The following is a 24,897-nucleotide window of genomic DNA, read 5'->3' as shown; positions in this document are numbered from 1 at the left end:
GCTGCTCGAGGCACATCCCAAACCATGAACAAACACGAGCGGATCGAAGTCACGCCTGCCGGAATATGAATCGATGTACCGAAGAACGTTCCCGCTGTCGTCCAGGGTGAATGGATTCATATTTTCATCCGGGAATTCAAGGCGTTGCCATCGCGCGCAATGCCTCAGAAGGCCGCATGCCGAACATGCGCCGGTAGTCGGTGGCGAACTGGCTTAAGTGCCAGAAGCCCCAGGCGGTGGCAACGTCCTGTACCGAACCCGCCGCGCGCCCGCACAAGTCGCGCCGAGCGCCGTTCAGGCGCAGCGCGCGCAGGTAGGTTGCGGGCGCCATGCCGAGCACGTCCTGAAAGCAGTACTGGAGCGTGCGCCGGCTCACATGCAACTGCTCGCAAAGCTCCGGCACACCGACCGGCCGCGCGCGATGCGCGAGCACGTAGTCGCGCGCTTGCGCAACGATCCAGCGGCGCCGCGATGCGGGTTCGACAACCGCCTCCCCGCTGCCCGCACAGGCGTCGAACAGCGCGGCTAGCACTTCCGCTTGCACTTCATTGCGCTCGCTATCAGGAATCGGTGCGCCCGGCGACTGTGCGTGCGCGTCGCCTTCATCGTCGAGACATCTCGCGAGCAATCTGCAAAGACGCTCGATGCGCGCCGCGCCGGCCTGCACGATCGGCGCACCCGGTATACGCTCTTCGAGCGCCGTGCGCTCGACCGAGGCCGCATAGTGGCGCAGCACGTCGCCGCGCACGACCACACCGTAGATCGAAAATTGCGCTGGCGTGAGCAACTCGAATTCGATGTTGCCAGGGCGCAGCGCCAACGCCTGTGCGCCGATGGGCTGCGCGTCGATACGCGCTTCGCCTTCGCGCGCGACCGGTATGCCGAACCACCAGGCGTCGCCGCGCACCTCGCACGCCTGGCGCAGCGTGTGGCTCGTGGTCTCGCGAAACACCTTCATGGTGTCGAGCGGCAGTTCCGTGAGGGTGCCGACAAAACGGCCTGCCGCAAGCTGGTCGTAGGTCTGCCGCCAGCCCACGAGGTTGCGCGCCTGCTCGTCGGCATCGTGCGCTACGCTGACCACGGCGCGGGCGCCTGGCGCGTTGCGTTGTGCTTGCCCGGCCGCCGTGACTTCGGTTCGTTCTGCCGCTTCGTTCATGGTTGCCTCCCAACACCCGCTTGCTTCGATCGATCGTCGAATGATGCAAGAGTCGCGCCAGCAAGAACAGTATGCCGAACGGCCAGGCAGGACGCCGCGCTGCTCCAACGCGGCGCAATGGGGGTGGGACGAGTGCTCAATCCCTGCACAGGCGGCCGCACCGCTGCGGTGCGGCCGACGGACGCAGCCGCCGCTCGCGCGTCTGGCCCCGCGTGTGGCCCCTCAAGCAGACGTGATCTGCCCTGCCGCCCCAACGCCAGGCAGCGTCGCGTCGCTATCGTCTTTCAGTCCGACGCCGGTCAGCCCAAGTCGCCGCGCGTGCGTAAGGAGGTAATGGAGCTTGTGCGCGGCCCCTTCATAAGGCAGCCCCTCGGGCCGCACGTTCGAGATGCAGTTGCGCTGCGCGTCATGGCAGCCCACCTTCGGCGCGTAGGTGAGATAGACGCCGAGGCTATCTGGCGAGCTAAGCCCCGGCCGCTCGCCAATCAACATCGCCACGAGTTTCGCGCCTAGCAGTTCGCCAATTTCGTCGCCGAGCGCCACGCGTGCCTGGCGCGCGACCACCACCGGGCCGATGCGCCAGTCCGCCAGGCGCTCGCGCACGGCAAGGAGTAGCGGCACGGCCTGCTTCGCGGCGGCGATCGCCGAAAGGCCGTCGCCGATCACGAACACGACTTCGGGCGGTTCGCCATGCTCAGCCGTGGCCGAGCGCGCCGCTTCGGCCAGCGCAGCCCGGCTCGCCTCCGACAAACGCCGTCCCAAATCAGGCCGGCGCAAATAGTGCTGCCTGTCCGGCGCCGCGCTGTCCACGCCGAGCGTTGCGAACCCCTCGGCTTCGAGCGCATGCCGCAAGGCTTCGGCGTCGAGCGGGTGATGCACGGCGTCGCGCGCCTGAGCGTGCGACAGATTGAACGCGAGCAGCGGCGCTGTGGGCAAGCCATTGCCCGCGCGACCGAGCGCAATGCGCGCGTTCGTGAACGCCTTGAGGCCGCCCCACGGGTTCTTTTCGACGGCGTCGCTCATGCGTCGATCCCCATCCATTCGTGCGCGCCCGCCAGCAGCGGCACGCGCGCGGAACCTGGCAGGAGCGCGCCTTTTGCGTCGACGATCTCCATGGTCTCCAGCCACTCCTCGAACTCCGGCGCGCGGCGTAGGCCGAGCAGGTCACGCACGTACAGCGCGTCGTGAAACGAGGTGCTCTGGTAGTTGAGCATCACGTCGTCAGCGCCAGGAATGCCCATGATGAAGTTGATGCCAGCGGCGCCCAGCAGCGTGAGCAGCGTGTCCATGTCGTCCTGGTCGGCCTCGGCGTGATTCGTATAGCAGATGTCGCAACCCATCGGCACGCCGAGCAGCTTGCCGCAGAAGTGATCTTCGAGACCCGCGCGAATGATCTGTTTTCCATCGTACAAATATTCAGGGCCAATGAAACCGACCACCGTATTGACGAGAAACGGCTCGAACTTGCGCGCGACCGCATAGGCGCGCACCTCGCAGGTTTGCTGGTCCACGCCGTAATGCGCGTTCGCCGAGAGCGCGCTGCCCTGCCCCGTCTCGAAGTACATGAGGTTGTTGCCGACCGTACCGCGCTGGAGCGAGAGCGCCGCCTCGCGCGCCTCTTTCAAAAGCGCGAGCGAAATGCCGAAGCTCGCGTTTGCTTTTTCCGTGCCCGCAATCGACTGGAACACGAGATCGACAGGCGCGCCCTTTTCGATTGCCGCGATCGTGTTGGTGACGTGCGTGAGCACGCAGGACTGTGTGGGCACGCGGTAGCGCTCGCGAAACCCGTCGATCATCGCGAGCAGCTTCACGATGGCCGCCAGGCTGTCTGTTGCCGGATTGATGCCGATCATCGCGTCACCGCAACCGTACATCAGGCCGTCGAGCATCGAAGCGGCGATGCCCTTCACGTCGTCGGTGGGATGGTTCGGCTGCAAGCGCACCGACATGCGGCCCGGCAGCCCCACCGTGTTGCGAAAGCGCGTGACCACAGGGCGCTTTCTCGCCACGGCGATCAGGTCCTGATTGCGCATGATCTTCGACACCGCAGCGACCATCTCGGGCGTGAGGCCTGGCGCCAGGCGCTCGAGCGTTTCGGTATTGGCCGCGCTGGAAAGCAGCCAGTCGCGAAAGTCGCCCACGGTCAGGTGCGCAACGGTCGCGAACGCCGCCACGTCGTGATCGTCGACGATCAGGCGCGTGACCTCGTCGTCTTCATAAGGCACGAGCGCTTCCGAAAGAAACGCCTTGAGCGGCACTGCGGCGAGCGCCATCTTCGCGGCCACGCGTTCCTCTTCGCTCGCCGCCGCCACGCCCGCGAGCTGGTCGCCGGAACGCAACGGGCTGGCCTTGGCAAGCAACGTCTTGAGGTCCGCGAAGCGGTAGGTGCGCGCGCCGATTCTCTCCGTATAGGTCATGTGTTGGACTCCTGCAAATCTCCGGGCTCACTCTTCGAGCAGTCCCTCGGCGGGCACCATTTCACGCTGCGTGCGCGTGGCGAGGAAATACGCGTAGCCTAGCGCGAGAAACACCACGAACACCCCCGCGACGAGTGCATTGAAATACACCATCGTGCCGAGGCAAACGAGCGCGGCCACGAGCGCGAACGCCGGGAAAAACGGGTACAGCGGCGCACGGAACGGCCGGTCCATGGCCGGCTGCACGCGGCGCAGCTTGAAGAGCGCCGCCATGCTGACAATGTACATCACGATCGCGCCGAACACCGACATCGTGACGATATTGGCTGTGAGCGTCTGGCCGCCGAACTGGATCAACTCGTCGCTGTAGATCGCGGCGATACCGACCGCGCCGCCCGCGAGAATCGCGCGATACGGCGTCTTGAAGCGCGGATGGATCTTTGCGAGCCAACCGGGCAGATAGCCTTCACGCGCCAGCGCGAAGATCTGCCGCGAATAGCCGAGGATGATGCCGTGAAACGAGGCCACGAGCCCGAACAGGCCGAGCCAGACGAGCATATGCATCCAGCCGCTATGCTCGCCCACGATGAACTTCATGGCCTGCGGCAGCGGGTCGTTGATATTGGCAAGCTTGGTCCAGTCGCCCGCGCCGCCCGCGAACACCATCACGCCCACGGCAAGCACGACGAGCGTGAGAATGCCGGCCACGTAGGCGATGGGAATGGAGCGGCGCGGGTTCTTCGCTTCCTCCGCGGCCATGGCGACGCCTTCGATCGCCAGGAAAAACCAGATGGCGAACGGAATCGCGGCGAACATGCCGTGAAACGAACCCAGCGAAAAGTGATCGTTACCCGACCAGCCGCCTTTCATGAAGTTAGTCCATGCGAAACCCGGCGACACCACGCCCATGAACACGAGCAACTCGAAGATGGCGAACAGCGTGACGATCAACTCGAAGGTTGCGGCGATCTGCACGCCCACGATATTGAGCGCCATGAACACGAGATACGCGCCCATGGCCGCGTGTTTGGGTTCGAGCCCGGGGAACTGCACGTGCAGGTACGCGCCGATGGCGAGCGCGATGGCGGGCGGCGCGAACACGAATTCCACGAGCGTGGCCGCGCCCGCCAGATAACCGCCGGTCGGGCCGAACGCACGGCGGGCATAGGCGAAAGGGCCGCCTGCATGGGGAATGGAAGTGGTGAGTTCGGTGAAGCTGAAGATGAACGTGGTGTACATCGCCGCGACGAACAGCGCCGTGACGACGAAGCCGAGCGTGCCGGCGCTGGCCCAGCCGTAGCTCCAGCCGAAGTACTCGCCCGAAATCACGAGGCCGACTGCGATGCCCCACAACTGCCACGTGCCGAGCGTCTGATTGAGCGCCGGCGCGCCTGCGCCGCCTGGCTTGCCAACTGATGTGCCAACTGACGCGCCAACTGCAGCGGGGCGTGCGTTCGACTCGCTTTGCATGGTTTTCTCCCTCTGGGTGGCCCGGGTGGCCGGCCCTGGCCACCGCGGTTGAGTGGAACCATGCTATTGAGTCATTAATCGACGTGTTATCGAAAATCGGCAAATCGTGTCTGCGGCGCGGCGCACGTCCGCAGCGCACTTCGTTACGCGCTGCCTTGCGGCGACCTTTCGCGCGTTGCGTCTAAAGCAACGGATCCATGAGCGCGACCTGCTGCGCGAAGCGCTGCTTGTCCTCGCCCTGCAAGGGGTCACGATGCGGCAGGTCGACGGTGAGCGGATCCTGCGCGACCTGATCCACGTGCACCTCGTAGTGAAGATGCGGACCGGTCGCCCAGCCCGTCGCGCCCACATAGCCGATCACCTGCCCTTTGCTCACCGTCTGCCCGACCTTCAAATGCTTCGCAAAGCGCGAGAGATGCGCGAAGGTCGTGGAGTAAGGGCCGAAGTTCTCGAGTTTCACGACCTTGCCGTAGCCCGTTTGCCAGCCGGCGAAGCTCACGGTGCCGCGCGCGGTCGCGTGAACCGGCGTGCCCACCGGCGCCGCGAGATCGACGCCCTCGTGTGGCTGAATGCGGTGCGTGACCGGATCGAGACGTCGCCGCGAGAAATGCGAAGACACGCGCGTAAACGTCACGGGGTAACGCAAGAACGACGGCGTGGCCGCGTGACCATCGGCGGAATAATAGAACGCCTTGCCCGCGAGATTCCGGTAGAGAAAGAGATCGTGCGAGACATTGCCGTTCGAGATGCGGATTGCAATGGGCGTGTCGAGGGACGACTTTGCGTCTCGTGTCCCGCCGGCCTTCGAAGCGCTCACGTCGTTTGAATCTTTTGCCTCGCTCGCACTGTTCGCGTCATTGCGAAACACGAAGCGGATTTCGCTGCCACGTTGCAGATCGCGCTGAAAATCGAGCCGGCCCGAAAATGCGCGCGCGAGCCGCGCCGTCGTCGCCGCATCCACCCCGAGACGCTGCGCCGCTTCCGAAAAGCTGTGCTCGACCACGGCGGTCTCCACGCGAAACGCTGGTGCGCTTTCGCTAGCCGGCACCGCGCTGGCCGCCTGCGCCGCCACATCATGCGGCGGCGCCTCGGACGTCATCGCCGCCGCGCCTGATAGGGGGTCGTCGGCCGCAACGTCCGCGTGTCTATGTGCGAGCCACGCGGTGCTCGTCAAACCGATTGCGGACACAACGATAAGTTTCCCCGCGAAGCCCGGGGAGGCCGCTATTGCACGAAAAGACATGGATCGAGTGACGGATTGCAGAGCAGAGAAACGCGAGCGAGCGCAGCGCTTCTCGTAGTGAAATCGGAAGTGAGATCGATGGCCGCGTCGTTCAAACGGCGAGCATCGATGATGCGAAGCGGTTCAAAATAAATGGCCTTTCTTAAACGAAACTTAAGATAGGTCAAAGCGTGGAACATTCTCCCGATTCGTCATGCATTGACTATCGGGAACGACACTTGCTACATGCCATGTTGCAGAAAATGCGTACCTGTACGTGATTTTTCTGTCACTTTTAGAAAACGGGAAATGCTACCGAAATATTTTCATACGGATACCTGATTAATTTCCCGAAATGACATATCAAACGCAATCACGTCTGCAATGCGTCAACCCGCGATCCTTCCCCAAGGTAGACGCACCTAATCGGATGCTCTATACTGATCTCGTTTCGATCACAACGAAGTCGTTCTCGTGCGGATTGAGACACAAGGTCCACACCAAGGGACTGTTGTGTCGCAAGCGCCATTCAAACGGGCCTCCGGCCCTCGCGTAGCGGCTCAAAGCCCTCGCATCCATGCCGCCCTTCAGGCGGTTTCCAGTTCCAGCGCGCATCGACCTGCTCGACGCCGTTGAGCTGAACATGACAACCAGAAGAACGCGAAAAAGCGCGTTCATGCGACTGCCGCCACGTGGCCATCGTGCGCGGGCGCACTGGCACGTCCGCATTTTTGTCTTTATTTCGTCGGTTCCAATCGCGGCCATGCCGGGATCACGAACTTCCTTCGCGGCGCCTTGAGCATCCTCATGGGCGTCCCCGCTGCGCAGCGTTGCGCCGCGCGGCACAAAACAAGGAGGCGTACCTTCATGACTCGACGCTCTGCCCTGCTCGCGGGCAGCCTGATCGCCCTTGCCGTCATTGCGTGGGCACTCTCGCGCGCCATCGGCGCCGATACCTGGCACAGCCACGCAGGCGACCTCGCCTACTACACCGGGCGGCACCTGCTGCTAGTCGGCTATTCGATGGCGCTCGCCATCGTGGTCGGCGTGCCTGCCGGCGTGCTGCTCAGCCGGCCACGCTTCGTGCGCCAGGCCGAACGCTTCATGCAGATCTTCAACGTGGGGAACACCATTCCGTCGCTCGCGGTACTGGCCATTGCACTCGGCGTGTTTGGCATCGGCGACATTCCCGCGATCGTCGCCCTCTTTCTCGCGTCGCTTCTGCCCATCACGCGCAATACCTATGAAGGCGTGAAAAACGTGCCGGGCGCGCTGCGCGAAGCCGCGCGCGGCATCGGCATGACGGGCTGGCAGTCGCTCACGCGCGTGGAATTGCCCAATGCGCTGCCCATTATCGTGGGCGGTGTGCGCACCGCGCTCGCCATCAACGTGGGCACCGCGCCGCTCGCTTACCTGATCGGCGCGGACAGCCTCGGCTCGCTCATTTTCCCCGGCATCTATCTGAACGATCAGCCCTTGCTGCTGCTCGGCGCCGCGTTCACCGCCGCGCTCGCGCTCGTGCTTGACGGCGTGGTCGCCGCGGGCAGCCATCAGTGGCTCTCGCGTCACGGAGGGCTCGCATGATGCTCACTTCACCCTTCAAATACCTGCGCCGCTTCGTTCAAGCCTGCCTGATCGGCACGGCGCTCGTTGCCGCCGCCACGCCCGCATTCGCACAACCCAAGCTCGTATTGGGCGCGAAGAACTTCACCGAGCAATACGTGCTTGCCGAAGTCACGGCGCAGTACTTGCGTTCGCGCGGTTATACCGTGGAGGTGCGCTCGGGCCTCGGCAGCACGCTCATGCGCAGCGCGCTCGAGAACGGCCAGTTCGACCTCGTGTGGGACTACACAGGCACGGCGGCACTCGTCTACGACAAGCTAACGGAAAAGCTCTCGCCCGAAGCGATGTACGAACGCGTGAAGGCGCTCGATGCGCCGCGCGGACTCGTCTGGCTTAACGCCTCGCCGCTCAACGACACCTATGCATTAGGTCTGCCAAGCAAATTCGCCGACGAAACGGGTATCACGACGGTCTCGCAGCTTGCGCAAAGGTTGAAGACCGACCCCGATGCAAAGCGCTACGTGTTCGGCATGGACGCCGAGTTCGCGAATCGCCCGGATGGCCTCAAGCCCCTGCTCGCCACCTACGACATGAGCTTTCGCCGCTCGCAGATGAAGCAGATGGACCCCGGCCTCGTCTACACCGCGCTGCACAACAACCAGCTGAAGATCGGCCTCGTCTACACCACGGATGGCCGCGTGAAAGGCTTCGGCATCGTACCGCTCGAAGACGACAAGCACTTCTTCCCGCCGTACAACGCCACGCCCGTGGTGCGCAAGGAAGTGCTGGAGCGCAACCCCAGGCTGGCCGCGCAGCTCAACGCGCTTTCCGCCGCCCTCAACAACGACGTGATGCAAGACATGAACAAGGCCGTGGATCTCGACGGCAAGTCCGCCCACGACGTGGCGGCGGATTTCCTGCGCACGCATTCGCTCCCTTGAAGGAGGCCGCATGAACGTATTCGACTATCTCGCTTCGAGCTGGCCCGAGCTGCTGCAACTCACGCTGCAGCATCTCTACCTCGTGGGCATTGCCGTGGGCTGCGCGATTCTTGCAGGCGTGCCGCTCGGCGTGCTGATCAACCGCCACGACTGGCTCGCCGCGCCGTTGCTAGGACTCGCGACCATCATCCTCACGCTGCCCTCCATCGCGCTGTTCGGCCTCATGATTCCTGTGTTCTCGCGTTTCGGGCAGGGCATTGGCGCGGTGCCGGCCATTACGGCCGTCTTCCTCTATTCGCTACTGCCCATCATGCGCAACACCTACCTCGCGCTGCGCAACGTGGACGCGGGCATCAAGGAAGCGGGCACCGGCATTGGCATGACGTCGTGGCAGCGCCTGCGTCTCGTCGATTTGCCGCTGGCCGTACCCGTGATTCTCGCGGGCGTGCGCACGGCGGTCGTGATGAACATTGGCGTGATGACCATTGCCGCCGTGATCGGCGCGGGCGGACTGGGCACGCTGATCATTCGCGCCATTGGCCAGAGCAGCATGATGAAGCTGCTCGTGGGCGCGGTGCTCGTGAGCGTGCTCGCGATCGTCGCCGACTTGCTGTTGCAGATGCTTCAGCGCGCATTGACACCGAAAGGAGTACAGAAGACATGATCGAACTCGACCAACTCACAAAGACCTTCACGCAGAAAGACGGCCAGACCGTGCGCGCCGTCGATTCGGTGAGCCTTTCGGTGGCCGAAGGCGAGATCTGCGTGTTCCTCGGCCCCTCGGGTTGCGGCAAGACCACCACGCTCAAGATGATCAACCGGCTGATCGAGCCGACCTCGGGCCGCGTGCTCATCAACGGCGAGGACACGACGGGCCTGAACGAAGTGGATTTGCGCCGCCGCATTGGCTACGTGATCCAGCAGATCGGCCTCTTTCCGAACATGACGATCGAAGAGAACATCACGGTCGTGCCACGCCTGCTCGGCTGGGACAAGAAGCGCTGCGCCGAGCGCGCGGCGGAGCTGATGTCGATGGTCGCGCTCGACCCGAAGCTGTATTTGAAGCGCTATCCGCGCGAGCTTTCGGGCGGCCAGCAGCAACGGATCGGCGTGATTCGCGCGCTGGCCGCCGACCCGCCCGTCCTGCTCATGGACGAACCCTTCGGCGCGGTCGATCCGATCAATCGCGAAGCCATCCAGAACGAGTTCTTCCAGATGCAGCGGCAACTGAAGAAGACCGTCATCATGGTGAGCCACGATATCGACGAGGCGATCAAGCTGGGCGACCGCATCGCCGTGTTCCGGCGTGGCAAGCTCGTGCAATACGACCATCCCGATACCCTGCTCGCGCGCCCCCATGACGACTTCGTTGCACAGTTCGTGGGCCAGGACAGCACGCTCAAGCGCCTGTTGCTCGTAAAGGCCGGCGATGCGGCCACGCAACCGGAAACCGCACGCATGAACACGCAGCTCGCGCACGCGTTCGCCATGATGGACGAAGCCGATTGCCGCTACCTCACCGTGCTCGATGGCGCGCAGCATGCGCTCGGTTTCGTGGCGCGGCGTGCCGCGCGCGGTGCCGAAGGCGTGTGCGGCGATCGCATCACGCCGTTCCCCGCGACAGTATCCGTCGACGACAACCTGCGCATCGTGCTCTCGAAGATGTACCAGTTCCGCGCCTCGTGGATGCCGGTGCTCGACGCCGACGGCGCCTACGTGGGCGAGATCACGCAGGATTCGATCGCCGACTATCTGAGTTCGGGCCGCTCGCGGCAACAGACCGGACAGCCGCCGAGCGTGGCGTTGCGGCCGGTGGCCGCCACCGTGTGAGCGGCATGACGCGCTAGAACGTGGTGCGCGATCCGGCTATGACATTGCGCCCACCCTCGGGCGCGATGTCGCGCACCACGGAGCTTCCATAGCGAACGTCCGGGGCTCAGGGTGGGCACATGCCTCACAGGAGTTGCGGCAAACGTCGCCCATCACACCGGTAAATCACACGAACTCTCGCGCTAATCGCAAGGGACTTGCGCGAGACACCGCCTGCTTCACGCATAACCCGCCATCGAAAGGCCGAGGAATATTCTGTAGTTTCTTAAAAATATTCGGGTTCACCCTAAATCCCGACCTCTAGCTGTCGATATGTAAGGTGACGCCCGTTGGCGGCAGCCTGCACAGATTGGCCGCCCCGCTTGCGTTGCCCTTGGTCAAAAACGGTACAGACGCATGACACTCACCATTCGAGCGCGCATCGCCCTCACGTTCGCGCTCCTCGCCCTCCTGCTCACGGTTTCCGGCGTTCTCGGCTTCATCAGCACCGAAAAGACCAATAGCGCCAACCGCGACACCTATCGCAACAAGCTCGCCGAATCCACGGCCATCGACAACGCGGAAATCTACATCGCGCGCACGCGCCTCGTGCTCGACCGCGTGGCGCTGCACCCCGACGCGCCCTCGGTGCCCGATCAGTTGCAGCGCGCCGCGGGCTTCTTCAAGAACTCCGACGAGTGGTGGACGAAGTTCACGCAAATGCCGCACGAGAGCGACGAGTTGCCGCTCATCGCCGCGACCACCGAGCGGCGCACGGCTATGCGCAATGCGGTCTCGGACTTCACGAAGGCGCTCGAATCGGGCGACAAGGCCAGCGCCGACAACATCGCGATGACGCAGCTCTCCGACCTCTACAGCGCCATGAGCGCCGCGAACAACGAGGTCAAGAAGCACCTCTACAACAACGCGAAGATGCGTTATGAGGAAGCCGAAGCAAATTTTCATCTGTTCTCGGGCGTGAGCGCCGCGATGGTCGCGCTCGGCCTGCTCGGCGCGGGCCTCGGTTGGGTGACGCTGCGCCGTGCGATCATGGAGCCGCTCAATTACGCGCTCACGAGCCTCAATGAAATCTCCTCGGGCAACCTGAGCCAGACCGTGCGCGCGCAGCGCCGCGACGAAATGGGCCTGCTGCTCGAAAACATCGAGAAGACCCGCAAGGAACTGGGGTCCGTGACGGGCGCGGTGCGCTCGGGCAGCGAGTCGGTTTCGGTGGCCACGCGCCAGATCGCGGCGGGCATGATCGACCTCTCGGCGCGCACCGAGGAACAGGCGGCGTCGCTCCAGGAAACGGCCGCGAGCATGAACGAACTCACCTCGGCGGTGAAGCAGAACACCGACAATGCGCGCCAGGGCAGCACGCTCGCGCAAACGGCGGCGAACGTGGCGTCGCGCGGGAGCGACGTCGTGCAGGATGTGGTGAGCACGATGAGCGAGATCGAAGGGAGCTCGCACAAGATCTCCGACATCACGGCCATCATCGAAGGCATTGCGTTTCAGACCAATATTCTCGCGCTCAACGCGGCGGTCGAGGCAGCGCGCGCGGGCGAGCAGGGGCGCGGCTTCGCCGTGGTCGCGAGCGAGGTCCGCTCGCTCGCGCAACGCTCGGCCGCGGCGGCCAAGGAGATCAAGGACCTCATTGCGAATTCGGTGGCAACCGTTTCGCACGGCACGGAACTCGTTTCCACCGCAGGCGCGACGATGGCCGAGCTGCACACGTCCGTGCAGCGCGTGACCGCGATCATGAACGAGATCGCCTCGGCCTCGGAGCAGCAGCAAAGCGGTATCGAGCAGGTCGACACAGCCGTCACGCAGATGGACGAAGTCACGCAGCAGAACGCGGCGCTCGTCGAGCAGGTGACGGCTGCCGCCCAGGCGCTCGACACGCAATCCACGAGGCTTGCCGGCACCGTGCAGGTGTTTCGCGTCGGCTGAGGTCGACGTACGTACGTACGTACGTACGCGGCGCGAGCGCCTTCGCGGCCTCTTATAATCGGAGATCGAAGCGGCGGCGGGGAAGATCACATGTTCTGGCCCGCCGCCGCGCTTATCGAATTTCCGTACGCGAAGAGGAACGCCGCATGTATATCGCCATGAATCGCTTCAAGGTCGCATTGGGCTCCGAGGCCGCATTCGAGGAAGTCTGGGCCACGCGCGACACGCACTTGAAGCAAGTGCCCGGCTTCATCGAATTTCATCTGCTCAAAGGCCCGCAGCGCGAAGACCACGTACTTTACGCAAGCCACACGATCTGGGCGAGTCACGCGCACTTCGAAGACTGGACGCGCTCCGATGCATTTCGCGCGGCGCACAGAAACGCGGGCAATGCGGGCGGCGCAAACCGTCCGGTCTACCTGAGCCATCCCGAGTTCGAAGGCTTCGAAGTGGTGCAGACCGTGAAGTAAGCGGCGCACGCGAAGTCACGCGAACGTATCGGTAAATCTGTGCACGCGCTGCGCCAAAGCTACACGCTCGCAGCGTGTGCCGCCGCTTGGCGCAGCGACTCGCGGCACGATTCACGCGGCGATCGACAGCTGTAAAAACTGCCGCTGCGCGCCGCGCTTCCCACCCTTCCCTCCTTCCCTCCCCCTGTAGCGCGTCGGCAGCGCGCGCTTAGGCCCAAACCTTGCTTGATAGAAACCCCCGCCTTCGCGCGCAACGGCGTTGGAAGCGCGCACCACCGCGTCCCCAACCGACGAGCCCATGAAGAAAAAAACCGCTACCCGCATCGTAGAAGGACAGCCGTTTCCGCTCGGCGCCACCTGGAACGGCCGCGGCGTGAACTTCGCGCTTTTCTCCGCGAACGCAACGAAGGTCGAGTTGTGTCTCTTCGACAAGAACGGCCTGCGCGAACTCGAGCGCGTCGAGTTGCCCGAATACACCGACGAGGTGTGGCACGTGTACCTGCCCGACCTCGAACCGGGCGCTATCTACGGGTATCGCGTGCATGGGCCGTACGAGCCGCAGGCGGGCCATCGTTTCAATCCGAACAAGCTGCTGCTCGATCCCTATGCGAAGGCGCACGTGGGTGCGCTGCGCTGGCATCCCGCCGTGTTCGGCTACACGATCGGCAGTCCCGACGGCGATCTCTCGTTCGACACGCGAGACAGCGCGCGCTATGTGCCGCGCTGCCGCGTGGTCGATCAGGGCTTCACCTGGCATCACCCGATGCGCGAGCGCGTACCGCGCGAGCGCACGATCATCTACGAAACGCACGTGCGCGGCTACACGATCCGCCATCCCGACGTGCCGCCTGAAGAGCGCGGCACCTTCGCGGGTCTCGCGCAAACGCCGGTGCTCGAATATATCCGCGGGCTTGGCGTGACATCCGTCGAGCTGCTGCCCATCCATACCTTCGTGAACGATTCGCACCTGCTCGAACGCGGCCTCACGAACTACTGGGGCTACAACACGATCGGCTTCTTCGCGCCGGACCCGCGCTACTCGGTGGGCGCGCATGGCTCGATCGACGAATTCAAGAACATGGTGGACCGCCTGCACCAGGCGGGTCTCGAAGTGATACTCGACGTGGTGTACAACCACACGGCCGAAGGCAGCGAACTCGGACCCACGCTCTCGTTTCGGGGCATCGACAATGCTTCGTACTACCGGCTACCTGAAGACAAACGCTACTACATCAACGACACCGGCACGGGCAATACGCTCAACCTCTCGCACCCGCGCGTGCTACAGATGGTCACGGACAGCCTGCGCTACTGGGTGCTCGAAATGGGCGTGGACGGTTTCCGCTTCGACCTGGCGACGATCCTCGGGCGCGAGCCCTACGGCTTCGACGAAGGCGGCGGCTTTCTCGACAGCTGCCGCCAGGACCCGATCCTCTCGAGCGTCAAGCTGATTGCCGAGCCATGGGACTGCGGGCCGGGCGGCTACCAGGTGGGTGGCTTCCCGCCCAGCTGGATGGAATGGAACGACCGCTTTCGCGACACCACGCGCGCCTGGTGGAAGGGCGACGAAGGCAAGGCACCCGAGCTCGCCACGCGCCTGTGCGCCTCGGGCGACAGCTTCAACCGGCGCGGCCGGCGGCCATGGTCGAGCGTCAATTTCGTCACCGCGCACGACGGCTTCACGCTGAACGATCTGGTTTCGTACAACGATCGCCACAACGAAGCCAATGGCGAAGATAACCGCGACGGCCACGGCGACAATCTGTCGTGGAACTGTGGAGCCGAAGGCCCGACCGACGACCCCGAAATCCGCGCGCTGCGCGAGCGCCAGAAGCGCAACTTTCTCGCCACACTGCTGCTCTCACAGGGCACGCCCATGCTGCTCGCTGGCGACGAATTTGGCCGCACGCAGCGCGGCAACAACAATGCGTACTGCCAGGACAACGAGGTGAGCTGGGTGGACTGGGAAGGCATTGACGACACGGGCCGCGCGCTCGCCGACTTCGTGCGCAAGCTCACTGCCCTGCGCCATGCGCTACCGGTACTGCGTCGCAACCGCTTTCTCATCGGCGAGCACAACGCCACGCTCGACGTCACCGACGTCGAATGGCTCTCGCCCGCGGGCGTGCCGCTCGCCCAGGAGCAGTGGGACGATCCGGCCATGCGTTGTTTCGGCATGCTTATCGATGGACGATCGCAAACGAGCGGCATCATGCGCCTCGCTTCGGATGCGACCATGCTCATCGTGCTCAACGCCTATCACGACGTGGTGGAATTCACGTTGCCTTCCGTGCCGGGCAAGGATCAGTGGAACTGCCTCATCGATACGAACATGCCCGTGCGCGACGAACTGCCCGAATTCGAAGCCGGCGATATGTACCAGGTAACGGGACGCTCGCTGCTGTTGTTCGCGCTCCATGCGCGGGGCGCGACACAACGCGTGTTCGACCGGCTGGAGGAAAATCTCACGGGATGAATGGCATGCTTTTTTGCGGACTGGCGGCACAGCCGCCAGTTCGTTGCGCTATGCGTGCCGGGGCTGACAGTTAGTTGCACAACGCAGCGAACAACGCCGTTTCACCGCAAGACGGCCGACATCGCCGACAAGCTATTGAGCGTGCGCACGAGGTACTCGGCAGTTGGCGCCACAAACCGGATCACGCAGGCCGCCAAGCGCTCGACACTCGGCCACTGCGAAAAGAGGTCCGCAAGTGCAGGGGTCTGCGTATGCAGTTCGCACGTGCGCACACGCGGCGCCGCACAAGCGCGGTCCCACCACGCGCCGTCGCGCGCCACTTGCCCCACGGCTTCGCGTGCGGCGTCGCGAATCCGTTCGCGGCTCGCGGCGGGCGTCAGCATATCGCCGCTCGCGTGGCCATCTGAGCGCTTCACCACCATGAACTTCGCATCGGGAAAAGCGGGCTGCGTTTCGCGTTCGAACACGTCGTCGCCGCTCAGGAGCGCCACCCGTGCGCCGTATTCCTGCGCCAGCGCGCCATACAGCCCCGCCTCGCCTGTTGCCACGCCATCCACGAGCACGCGCGCAAACGCAAAGCTATTGATGGTGTGCGCAAGCATGCCGCGGCTTTGCGCCATGGCGTGATAGCCGATCATGAAAACGAGCGCGGGCCTGTGCTCGAGCCCCGCCATCATGCCGAGCGTGCGCGGCTTGCCGAGTATGACGCGTGCGCGCGCATCGATCTCGTCGAGCAGCAGGTTGTTGAAGCCGCCATGCGAGTCGTTGACCCACACTTCGCTTGCGCCGCCCGAGAACGCGCCTTCCACGGCCGCGTTCGCTTCGAGCGTCATCCAGCGGCGGGCCCGCTCGTACTCGGGGTTGCCGGCGCGCGTTTGCTGAACGTTGAAGACACCGCCTAAGCCTTCGATATCGACGGAAATGAGAACTTTCACGTTCGCGCGCCGCCTTCGAGCAGATTGGCGAAATCGGGCGCGGCTTCGCGCAGCGCCTGTCGCACATGGCCGTCGCGGCCCTGCACGGTGCTGGCGCGCCACAATGCGTCGAGAATCGCCTGTTCTACGCAATCCGCGCTTGCCTGAAACAGCGGGTCGAGTTGCGAGTCCGCGAGCAAAGGCGGCAACGCGTGGATCGGCGCGTCGTGGGCCATCGTGTATGCGGTGCTGAACGCCATGGAGATATCGCCGCTGCCGTGTCCGTAAACGGAGCCCGTGCGCGCGAGACCCGCTGCCGCGCGCATCGACACACGCCGAAGCTGCCGCGAGTCGAGCGGCGCATCCGTGGCGATCAGCATGATGATCGAGCCCTTCTCGGGCTCCTGCGTCGCGCGACTCGACGCCGCGCGCGCCGCAAGCTCGCGACCCAGGGACACGCCGTCGATCGTCAGCATGGGCAAGCGACCGAAGTTCGCCAGCACGAGTGCACCCACTGTGTACTGTGTGCCCGCCGTCCGTACCGCGCGCGACGCCGTGCCAATGCCGCCTTTCAGGTCGAAGCTCGACATGCCACGACCCGCGCCGATGCTGCCGCGAGCAAAGTCGGCGCTCACAGCGGAGCAGGCGGCGAGATAGTGCTCCTCAGTCACCGCCAGCGCCTGAATATCGTTCAGATAACCGTCATTGCACTCGAACACGAGCGGATTGACAGTCGGCAGGCCGCGCCCGATCTGCGGATTCGCTGCGATTGCCGCACGAATCTGCGCTTGTGCAAGCGCGCCCACGCCGAACGTGTTGGTCAGCGCAATCGGCGTTTCGAGCACACCCAGCTCCTCGAGCTGCATGAGCCCGATGCTCTTGCCAAAACCGTTGATCACGCAAGCGCTCGCTGGCACCTTCTCGCGAAAGAGGTCGCGTGCGTGGGGCATCACCACGGTCACGCCCGTTTGCACATCGCCCGCGTCGAGCGTGCAGTGACCCACGCGCACGCCGCTCACATCGGCAATCGTTCCCGTCGCGCCGCTCGCCAGTGTGCCGATATGCGGCGCGGCATCTCCGCGATGGGTGCTCATGCGCGGTCCAGTTTGGGGTCGAGCGCGTCGCGCAGGCCGTCACCCAGCAGATTGAATGCGAGCACCGTGAGGAAAATGGCGAGGCTCGGGAACAGCGCGATATGCGGCGCCGTGACCATATCCGCGCGCGCCTCGTTGAGCATGGCGCCCCACTCCGGCGTGGGCGGCTGCGCACCCAGGCCGATGAACGACAGGCTCGCCGCCGTGATGATCGACGTGCCGATACGCATGGTCAGATACACGATCACGGACGACACCGTGCCTGGCAGAATGTGCCGCATGATGATCGTCCAGTCCGAGGCGCCAATGCTGCGCGCGGCTTCGACATACGTGAGGTGCTTGAGCATGAGCGTATTGCCGCGCACGAGACGCGCGAACGCCGGAATGCTGAACACGGCCACCGCGCAAACCACGTTGATCATGCCGTTGCCGAGGATCGCCACCACGCCGATGGCGAGCAAAATGCCTGGGAATGCGAACAACACGTCGGCCACACGCATGGTGATGCGGTCCCACCAGCCTTCGTAGTAGCCCGCGAGCAAGCCGAAGAACGTGCCGATCACGGCGCCCAGCGCCACCGAAAGAAAGCCCGCGGCAAGCGAAATACGCGTGCCCGCGAGAATGCGGCTGAAAATATCGCGGCCCAGCGCGTCCACGCCGAACCAGTGGGCCGCCGAGGGACCGGCGTTGAGCGAGTCGTAGTCGAAGTAATTTTCCGGGTCGTAAGGCACCAGATGCGGCGCGAACACCGCGATCACCACCAGCAGCAGCACGAAAGCGCCCGCGCCGAGCGCGACATGCTGCTTGCGGAACTTGCGCCAGAACTCGCGCCACGGCGTGCGGATCGCTTCGTCCTGTGCGTGTACGGCAACGTTTTGGGTCGTGCTCATGGCGTGCTCACCTGAACCGAATGGTCGGATTGATGACCGCGTACAGCACGTCCACGATCAGATTGATGACGATAAATTCGAGTGAGAACAACAACACCTCGGCCTGGATCACGGGATAGTCGCGCATCGTCACCGAATCGATCAGCAGGCGTCCGAGGCCCGGCCAGTTGAACACCACTTCTACTACGATCGAGCCGCCCAGCAGAAAGCCGAATTGCAGGCCCATCATCGTGACCACGGGAATCATCGCGTTGCGCAGGCAATGCTTGATCACCACCCACTGCTCGGCCACGCCCTTCGCACGCGCCGTGCGCACGAAGTCCTCGTTGAGCACTTCGACGAACGAAGCTCGCGTGAAGCGCGCCATCACCGCGGCCACGGCCGCGCCGAGCGTGATCGACGGCAGCACGTAGCTGCGCCAGGAACCGTCGCTCACCACGGGCAGCCAGCCCAGACGCACCGAAAACAACTCCATGAGCGCCATGCCGAGTGCGAAGGCGGGAAACGATATGCCCGACACCGCGAGCGCCATGCCGATGCGATCGGGCCAGCGATTGCGCCACACGGCCGAGACGATGCCGATCGCCATGCCGAACACCACGGCCCAGACCATGCTGGTGAGCGTGAGCAGCAGCGTGGGCATGAAACGCTCGTTAATTTCGGTGATGACCGGGCGCTTGCTGCGCATCGAAACACCGAAGTCGCCGTGGGCGATGCGCACGAAGAAGTGGAGGAACTGCTGCGGCAACGGCTGGTCGAGGCCGAGGTCGGCGCGCACGAGCGCGACCGTGGCATCGTCCGCTTCGGGACCGGCCGCGAGGCGCGCCGGGTCGCCCGGCAGCAGATGCACGAACAGAAACACCAGGATCGCGACGATCAGGAGCGTCGGCAAAAGACCCAGCGAGCGTTTGACAATGAAATTCAGCATGAGCGCGTTACTGCATCGGGGCGTGCGCGCCGCGCCGGACTCGAACGTCCCGGCGCGGCGCGCAACGCATTAGCGAATCGAGATCTCGTCGAAGTTGAACGAGCCGTCCGGCGCCACATACGCGCCGGCCAGGCGCTTGCTGCGGGCGTACACGACCTTTTCCTTCACGAGGAACACCCACGGCGCGTCGGCCCAGATGCGCTTTTGCGCATCGGTGTAGAGCGCCGTTTTTTGCGCGCGGTCCGTCGTTTCGAGCGCCTTCGCGAGGTCCTGATCGACGGCGGGGTTCTTGTAGTACGCCGTGTTCATGAGCTTGGGCGGCCACGATGCCGAAGCGAGCAGCGGCGAGATGCCCCAGTCCGCTTCACCCGTGGACGACGACCAGCCGATGTAATACATGCGCACGCCCGCCGATGCCGGGTCTTGTGCGCTTTCCACACGCGCGACGGCGGTGCCCGTTTCCAGCGCTTCGACGTTCGCCTTCACCCCCACTTGCGCGAGTTGCTGCTGCACGAACTGAATGGCCTTTTGCGCGGTCGAGTTGTTATACGCCGACCACAGCGTCGTTTCGAAACCATTCGGGTAGCCAGCCTGCTTGAGCAGTTCGCGCGCCTTGGCCGGATCGTACGGCCAGGGGCCGAGCTTGACCGAGTAGTCCACGCCCTGGGGCAGCACGCCGTCCGAAGGCAGCGCGTAACCCGAGAACGCCACCTTCGCGAGCGCGTCCTTGTTGATCGCGTAGTTCAGCGCCTGGCGCACGAGCGGGTTGTCGAACGGCTTCTTCGCGGTGTTCAGGCTGATGTAGCGCTGGATGATCGAGGGCGTGGCGATCAGGTCCACCTTCGGGTTCGACTGGAACGCGCTCGCCTGTTCAAACGGAATGCGGAAGGCGAAGTCCGCTTCGCCCGTGCGCATGAGCGCCGCGCGCGTATTGTTGTCGGCCACCGGCTTCCAGTCGATCTCGTCGATCTTCGGATAGCCCTTCTTCCAGTAGCCGTCGAACCTGTGCACGACGAGGTCGCCAGCCGGGTCCCACTTCACGAATGCGAACGGGCCCGTGCCCACCGGATGCAGGCCGATATCCTTGCCCCACTTATCCATGGCCGCAGGCGAGATCATCACCGCCGACGGGTGCGCAAGCACGTTCACGAACGCCGAGAACGGCGCATTCAGCGTGACCTTCACCGTGTACGGATCGACCACTTCAGTCTTCGCAATGCGGCGGAACATGTTATAGCGCTTCAGGTGATTCGCCGGGTCCGTCACGCGGTCGAAGTTCGCCTTCACCGCCGCCGCATTGAAGTCGGTGCCGTCCTGGAACTTCACGCCCTGGCGCAGTTTGAAGGTGTAGACGAGGCCGTCACCGCTCACCTCGTAGCTCGTCGCCAGCACGTTGGTGAGCTTCAGGTCCTTATCGAAACCGAACAGCCCCTGGTAGAACGACTTCGAAACAGCCTGCGAGAGCGTGTCGTTGGCGTCGTACGGATCGAGCGTCGAAAACGTCGAATCGACGGCCATCACGGCGCGCTGTTCGGCGGCTTGCGCGGCGCTCGCGCCGGCGATCAGCGCGAGTGCGAGCGCGCTGCCCTTCATCCATGTTTTGACTTCTTGCATCAATCAGGTCTCCATACCCATGAATCTTGACGACTCAGCGAAATGATCCAGCTAGAAAGCGAACGTTTGCGTGGCACTACGGCAAGTTCAGTAAGCGCCGCCCACCCGATGCTTCGCAACGAAGTGACCAGGACCGACTGGCACGAGCGGCAAGACCTGGGGCTCGTCGCCGGGTGCGCGAATCGGGCTCGGCAATTCGTCGGCGGCGAGCACGCGCTTGGTGTGGCGGCGCGCCGGATCGGCGACAGGCACCGCGCCCATGAGCTTCTTCGTATAGGCGTGCTGCGGGTTCTCGAACACGGCGCGGCGCGGGCCGATCTCGACGATCTGCCCCAGATACATCACCGCGACGCGATGGCTCACGCGTTCCACCACGGCCATGTCGTGCGAGATGAAGAGATAGGCCACGCCAAGTTCCTGCTGCAGATCGAGCATGAGGTTGACGATCTGCGCCTGCACGGAAACGTCGAGCGCCGACACCGATTCGTCGGCGATCACGACTTTCGGGTTCATCGACAGCGCGCGCGCAATGGCGATGCGCTGACGCTGGCCGCCCGAGAATTCGTGCGGATAGCGCCCGGCCGCCGACTTCGGCAAGCCCACGCGGTCGAGCAGCCATTCCACGCGCGCCTGCGCCTCGGTGCCCTTCGAGATGCCGTGCACGAGCAGCGGCTCCATGATCGAGAAACCCACCGTGAGGCGCGGGTTGAGCGAGGCGAACGGGTCCTGGAAAATGAACTGGATATCGCGGCGCAACGTCTGCAACGCGGACCCGGTGAGCGTGCTGATATTCTGGCCGCCGAATTCGATCGTGCCACTCTGGCTCTGAACGAGGCGCAGCAGCGAGCGGCCCGTGGTCGATTTTCCGCAACCGGACTCGCCCACCAGCGCGAGCGTTTCGCCCGCGTGAAGATCGAAGCTGACCTGTTCGACCGCATGCACGCGACCCGTGACCTTGCCGAACAGACCGCTGCGCACGGGAAAACGCGTGACGAGGTCGCGCACGCGCAGAACCGGTGCGGCGTGCGTTTTCGCCGCGTTTGCCTGGAGGTCCGGAGCGACGGCCGGGCGCGCCGCTTCGTTCATCGAAAGCAGCGGGAACTTCTCGGGCAGGTCGGTGCCCTGCATCGCGCCGAGCTTCGGCACGGCAGCGAGCAACGCCTGCGTGTAACGATGCGACGGCGCTGCAAAAAGCGCATCGGAGGCGCCCTCTTCCACTTTCTCGCCGCGGTACATCACGAGAATGCGGTCCGCCACTTCGGCCACCACGCCCATGTCGTGCGTGATGAAGACGACGCCCATATCCATCTCGTCCTGCAGGCCGCGAATGAGCTGCAGGATCTGCGCCTGAATCGTTACGTCGAGCGCCGTGGTCGGTTCGTCGGCGATCAGGAGCGCGGGCTTGCACGAGAGCGCCATCGCGATCATCACGCGCTGGCGCATGCCGCCCGAAAGCTGATGCGGGAAGCGCTCCATCACGCGGCGCGCCTCGGGAATGCGCACCAGATCGAGCAGGCGCAACGTTTCGGCGCGCGCCTGCGAGGCGTTCATCCGCTGATGCAGCGCGATCGCTTCGCTAATCTGGTTGCCCACGGTGAACACGGGGTTCAGCGAGGTCATCGGCTCCTGGAAGATCATCGCGATGTCCGCGCCGCGCACCGAGCGCATGGTCGATGCACTCGCACGCGTGAGATCGAGCACGCTGCCGCTGCGCCGGCGCAGTTCGATGCTGCCGCCCGTAATGCGGCCGCCGCCGTGCTCGACCAGGCGCATCAGCGAAAGCGACGTGACCGACTTGCCCGAGCCCGATTCGCCGACGATAGCGAGCGTCTCGCCGCGATCGACGTGCAACGACAGATTGCGCACGGCTTCGAACGTGCCCGCGCCGCGCTTGAACGACACGCAAAGATCGCGAACATCGATCACGCGGTTCGGCGGCAGCGCGGCCTTTTCCGCGGCCCGCGCGGTATCAGGAGGGTGCGAGGACATCTGCACGATGAGGATTCCTTCGTTTGATGCGCAAAGCGATGCGCCGCTTAAGCGTAGATCGACGCAACGGGCGCTTCGCCCACGCGCGCGTAGCCGCGATACATGCCTTCGGTGTTGAACGGCAGGACCACGTTGCCTTGTGCGTCCACGGCGATCAGGCCGCCACGGCCGTCGATGCGCGGCAATTGCTCCATCACGACATTCGTTGCTGCTTCGGAGAGCGAAACACCGCGATATTTCATTTGCGCCGCCACGTCGTAGGCCGCGACCATGCGCATGAACATTTCGCCCGATCCCGTGGTGGACACCGCGCAAGTGGCGTCATCGGCATAGCAGCCCGCGCCGATCAGCGGTGCGTCGCCCACGCGGCCCACCTGCTTGTTCGTGATGCCGCCCGTCGAAGTCGCCGCCGCGAGGTGGCCTTGCGCGTCGAGCGCCACCGCGCCCACCGTGCCGTACTTGCGGTTCGGGTCGATCGGCTCGTGCGGCAGGCTTTCTTCCGATGCCTTTGCAGCGGCCTGGGCTTCGAGCGTTGCCCCATCGTGATCGAGCATCGCGCGCGCTTGCCCGCGTGCGAGCTGCCACTGGCGGTAGCGCGCATCGGTGTGGAAATAGCCGGGATCGACGAATTCGAGGCCGTGTGCCGCCGCAAATGCTTCCGCGCCTTCGCCCGTGAAGAGCACGTGCTCGCTCTTCTCCAGCACGCGGCGCGCCGCCAGCACCGGATTGCGCACGCGCTTCACGCAGCACACGGCGCCCGCTTCGAGCGTGCGGCCGTCCATGATCGAGGCATCGAGTTCATGCGTGCCTGCGGACGTGAAAACCGCGCCATGACCCGCGTTGAAAAACGGGCAGTCTTCGAGCAGACGTACCGCTTCCTCGACTGCGTCGAGCGCGCTCCCGCCAACGGCCAGGATGCGCTGGCCAGCCGCGAGAATGCGGCTCAGCGCGTCGAGATACTGAGCTTCGACTTCGGGCGCCATCGAAGCGCGCAGGATCGTGCCGGCGCCGCCGTGAATGGCAATGACTGCGTTCGATTTCATGACTTCTTTTTCGTTGGGGAAGACGGGGCGGAAGGCGCGGCATGCGCCTGCGCCGAGGTGAGCCACGGCAGCACCGATTCGGTGATGGCCGCCGCGGCGACGACGGAATCCTTCGCGCGCAACGCCACGGCGTCGCAAAGCGCTTCGATGACGGCCAGCACCGCGGCTTCCGAGTTCGCCGCGAGGCGCCGCTCGGAGCGGATCAGCAGCATGAGATCGGCAAAGCGCGCGAGCGGCGAGTCGATGCTGTCGGTGAGCGCGAGGACGCGCGCGCCCAGCTTCGCGGCGTGGCGCGAGAGCTTGATCGTGTCGTCCACGTAGCGCGGAAACGCGATGCCGATCACCAGATCGTCCTTGTTCGCGCCGAGCAGCCTGCGCGCGGAATGCGTGGGACCGCCGACCGTGGAGAGCGCCTGCACGTTGTCCAGATAAGGCAGCAGCGCGTTCTCCATGATCCCGGCGAGAAACGCGCTCGTGCCCGAGCCGATGATGTACACGCGGCGCGCCGAGAGAATCGCGTCCACGGCGGCTGCGGCCGCTTCGCTGTCGATCGACTGGCGCGACAAGCGCAGGTTCGACTCGGCCTGCTCCAGCGAGGCGCCGAATAGCTCGGCGCCGCTGGTGGGCGATTCCTGCGCGCTGCGCAGCCGCTCGACCGGCGCGAGCGTGGCCTCGAAGCCGCGCACGAGCGCCTCGCGAAACTGCGGATAGCCGTCGAACCCGAGCGAGCGCGCAAAGCGGTTGGCCGTCGCGACCGACGCCCCCACCGCGCCCGCCAGTTCGTCGATACGCATGGTCGCGGCGTGGAACAGGTTCGCGAGCACGTACTCGGCCATGCGCCGGTGGCCCGGCGTGAGAACGGGCATCGCGGCGGTGATGCGCGCGACGATCTCGGCTTCGGGCGTGTCGGGAGTTGACGGTCGGGTTGGCATACGTGGGCCGGAGTGG

Annotated in this window: 20 protein-coding genes; 7 read left to right on the top strand and 13 right to left on the bottom strand. The window is 64.6% G+C overall.

Annotation, left to right across the window (positions count from 1 at the left end):
* Positions 1-136 precede the first annotated feature (136 nt).
* The 5 genes from JMY28_RS27590 to JMY28_RS27570 all read right to left on the bottom strand — a co-directional run bounded on the left by JMY28_RS27590 (position 137) and on the right by JMY28_RS27570 (position 6,142).
* Positions 137-1,156, bottom strand: coding sequence for a helix-turn-helix domain-containing protein (locus JMY28_RS27590; protein WP_201699072.1), 1,020 nt, complete (start codon positions 1,154-1,156; stop codon positions 137-139).
* Between the two features lie 222 nt (positions 1,157-1,378).
* The gene (gene eutC / locus JMY28_RS27585; RefSeq protein WP_201699071.1) at positions 1,379-2,179 is read right to left on the bottom strand and encodes an ethanolamine ammonia-lyase subunit EutC; all 801 of its coding nucleotides are present in this window, start codon (positions 2,177-2,179) and stop codon (positions 1,379-1,381) included.
* Positions 2,176-3,573 carry an ethanolamine ammonia-lyase subunit EutB gene (locus JMY28_RS27580; protein WP_201699070.1) on the bottom strand — a complete coding sequence of 466 codons (1,398 nt, stop codon included), beginning with the start codon at positions 3,571-3,573 and terminating at the stop codon, positions 2,176-2,178. Before JMY28_RS27580 ends, eutC begins: the two co-directional genes overlap by 4 nt.
* Before the next feature lie 27 nt (positions 3,574-3,600).
* Complete coding sequence (gene eat / locus JMY28_RS27575) at positions 3,601-5,043, bottom strand: ethanolamine permease (protein ID WP_201699069.1); 1,443 nt, start codon at positions 5,041-5,043, stop codon at positions 3,601-3,603.
* A gap of 181 nt (positions 5,044-5,224) precedes the next feature.
* Complete coding sequence (locus JMY28_RS27570) at positions 5,225-6,142, bottom strand: M23 family metallopeptidase (RefSeq protein ID WP_236597069.1); 918 nt, start codon at positions 6,140-6,142, stop codon at positions 5,225-5,227.
* Positions 6,143-7,132: 990 nt separating this feature from the next.
* On the opposite strand from JMY28_RS27570, the gene JMY28_RS27565 reads away from it, so the two are divergent.
* From JMY28_RS27565 to glgX, 7 genes are all read left to right on the top strand, one after another.
* A complete protein-coding gene (locus JMY28_RS27565) occupies positions 7,133-7,849 on the top strand; it encodes an ABC transporter permease (protein WP_201699067.1) in 717 nt (238 codons plus the stop codon).
* Positions 7,849-8,769 carry a glycine betaine ABC transporter substrate-binding protein gene (locus JMY28_RS27560; RefSeq protein ID WP_201699168.1) on the top strand — a complete coding sequence of 307 codons (921 nt, stop codon included), beginning with the start codon at positions 7,849-7,851 and terminating at the stop codon, positions 8,767-8,769. The genes JMY28_RS27565 and JMY28_RS27560 overlap by 1 nt, the downstream gene beginning before the upstream one ends.
* Before the next feature lie 10 nt (positions 8,770-8,779).
* Entirely contained in the window at positions 8,780-9,433 is a 654-nt protein-coding gene (locus JMY28_RS27555) for an ABC transporter permease (protein ID WP_201699066.1), read from the top strand.
* Complete coding sequence (locus JMY28_RS27550) at positions 9,430-10,599, top strand: osmoprotectant ABC transporter ATP-binding protein OsmV (protein ID WP_201699065.1); 1,170 nt, start codon at positions 9,430-9,432, stop codon at positions 10,597-10,599. The genes JMY28_RS27555 and JMY28_RS27550 overlap by 4 nt, the downstream gene beginning before the upstream one ends.
* A 396-nt stretch (positions 10,600-10,995) precedes the next feature.
* Positions 10,996-12,531, top strand: coding sequence for a methyl-accepting chemotaxis protein (locus tag JMY28_RS39455; RefSeq protein WP_328809466.1), 1,536 nt, complete (start codon positions 10,996-10,998; stop codon positions 12,529-12,531).
* A 146-nt stretch (positions 12,532-12,677) separates the two neighbouring features.
* Entirely contained in the window at positions 12,678-13,001 is a 324-nt protein-coding gene (locus JMY28_RS27540; protein ID WP_201699064.1) for an antibiotic biosynthesis monooxygenase family protein, read from the top strand.
* A gap of 298 nt (positions 13,002-13,299) precedes the next feature.
* Entirely contained in the window at positions 13,300-15,477 is a 2,178-nt protein-coding gene (glgX, locus tag JMY28_RS27535) for a glycogen debranching protein GlgX (protein WP_201699063.1), read from the top strand.
* A 101-nt stretch (positions 15,478-15,578) separates the two neighbouring features.
* Here glgX and JMY28_RS27530 read toward each other — a convergent pair whose 3' ends face one another.
* The 8 genes from JMY28_RS27530 to JMY28_RS27495 all read right to left on the bottom strand — a co-directional run bounded on the left by JMY28_RS27530 (position 15,579) and on the right by JMY28_RS27495 (position 24,881).
* A complete protein-coding gene (locus JMY28_RS27530; protein ID WP_201699062.1) occupies positions 15,579-16,412 on the bottom strand; it encodes a M55 family metallopeptidase in 834 nt (277 codons plus the stop codon).
* Complete coding sequence (locus JMY28_RS27525) at positions 16,409-17,485, bottom strand: DmpA family aminopeptidase (protein WP_201699061.1); 1,077 nt, start codon at positions 17,483-17,485, stop codon at positions 16,409-16,411. Before JMY28_RS27525 ends, JMY28_RS27530 begins: the two co-directional genes overlap by 4 nt.
* A complete protein-coding gene (gene gsiD, locus JMY28_RS27520) occupies positions 17,482-18,375 on the bottom strand; it encodes a glutathione ABC transporter permease GsiD (RefSeq protein WP_201699060.1) in 894 nt (297 codons plus the stop codon). The genes JMY28_RS27525 and gsiD overlap by 4 nt, the downstream gene beginning before the upstream one ends.
* 7 nt (positions 18,376-18,382) lie before the next feature.
* Positions 18,383-19,303, bottom strand: a complete 921-nt coding sequence (gsiC, locus tag JMY28_RS27515) for a glutathione ABC transporter permease GsiC (RefSeq protein WP_201699059.1) — start codon at positions 19,301-19,303, stop codon at positions 18,383-18,385.
* 69 nt (positions 19,304-19,372) lie between these two features.
* The gene (gsiB, locus tag JMY28_RS27510; RefSeq protein ID WP_201699058.1) at positions 19,373-20,917 is read right to left on the bottom strand and encodes a glutathione ABC transporter substrate-binding protein GsiB; all 1,545 of its coding nucleotides are present in this window, start codon (positions 20,915-20,917) and stop codon (positions 19,373-19,375) included.
* Positions 20,918-21,004: 87 nt separating this feature from the next.
* Positions 21,005-22,906 (bottom strand): dipeptide ABC transporter ATP-binding protein, encoded by a 1,902-nt coding sequence (locus JMY28_RS27505; protein WP_201699166.1) that lies wholly within the window; start codon positions 22,904-22,906, stop codon positions 21,005-21,007.
* 47 nt (positions 22,907-22,953) lie between these two features.
* Positions 22,954-23,949 carry an isoaspartyl peptidase/L-asparaginase family protein gene (locus JMY28_RS27500; protein ID WP_201699057.1) on the bottom strand — a complete coding sequence of 332 codons (996 nt, stop codon included), beginning with the start codon at positions 23,947-23,949 and terminating at the stop codon, positions 22,954-22,956.
* Positions 23,946-24,881 (bottom strand): MurR/RpiR family transcriptional regulator, encoded by a 936-nt coding sequence (locus JMY28_RS27495; protein WP_201699056.1) that lies wholly within the window; start codon positions 24,879-24,881, stop codon positions 23,946-23,948. Before JMY28_RS27495 ends, JMY28_RS27500 begins: the two co-directional genes overlap by 4 nt.
* Positions 24,882-24,897: the final 16 nt, after the last annotated feature.

The sequence above is a fragment of the Paraburkholderia hiiakae genome (assembly GCF_904848665.1).
Lineage (GTDB): Bacteria > Pseudomonadota > Gammaproteobacteria > Burkholderiales > Burkholderiaceae > Paraburkholderia > Paraburkholderia hiiakae.
The sequence above is the reverse complement of the archived record's forward strand: the minus strand, read 5'-3'. Positions and strand labels throughout refer to the sequence as shown.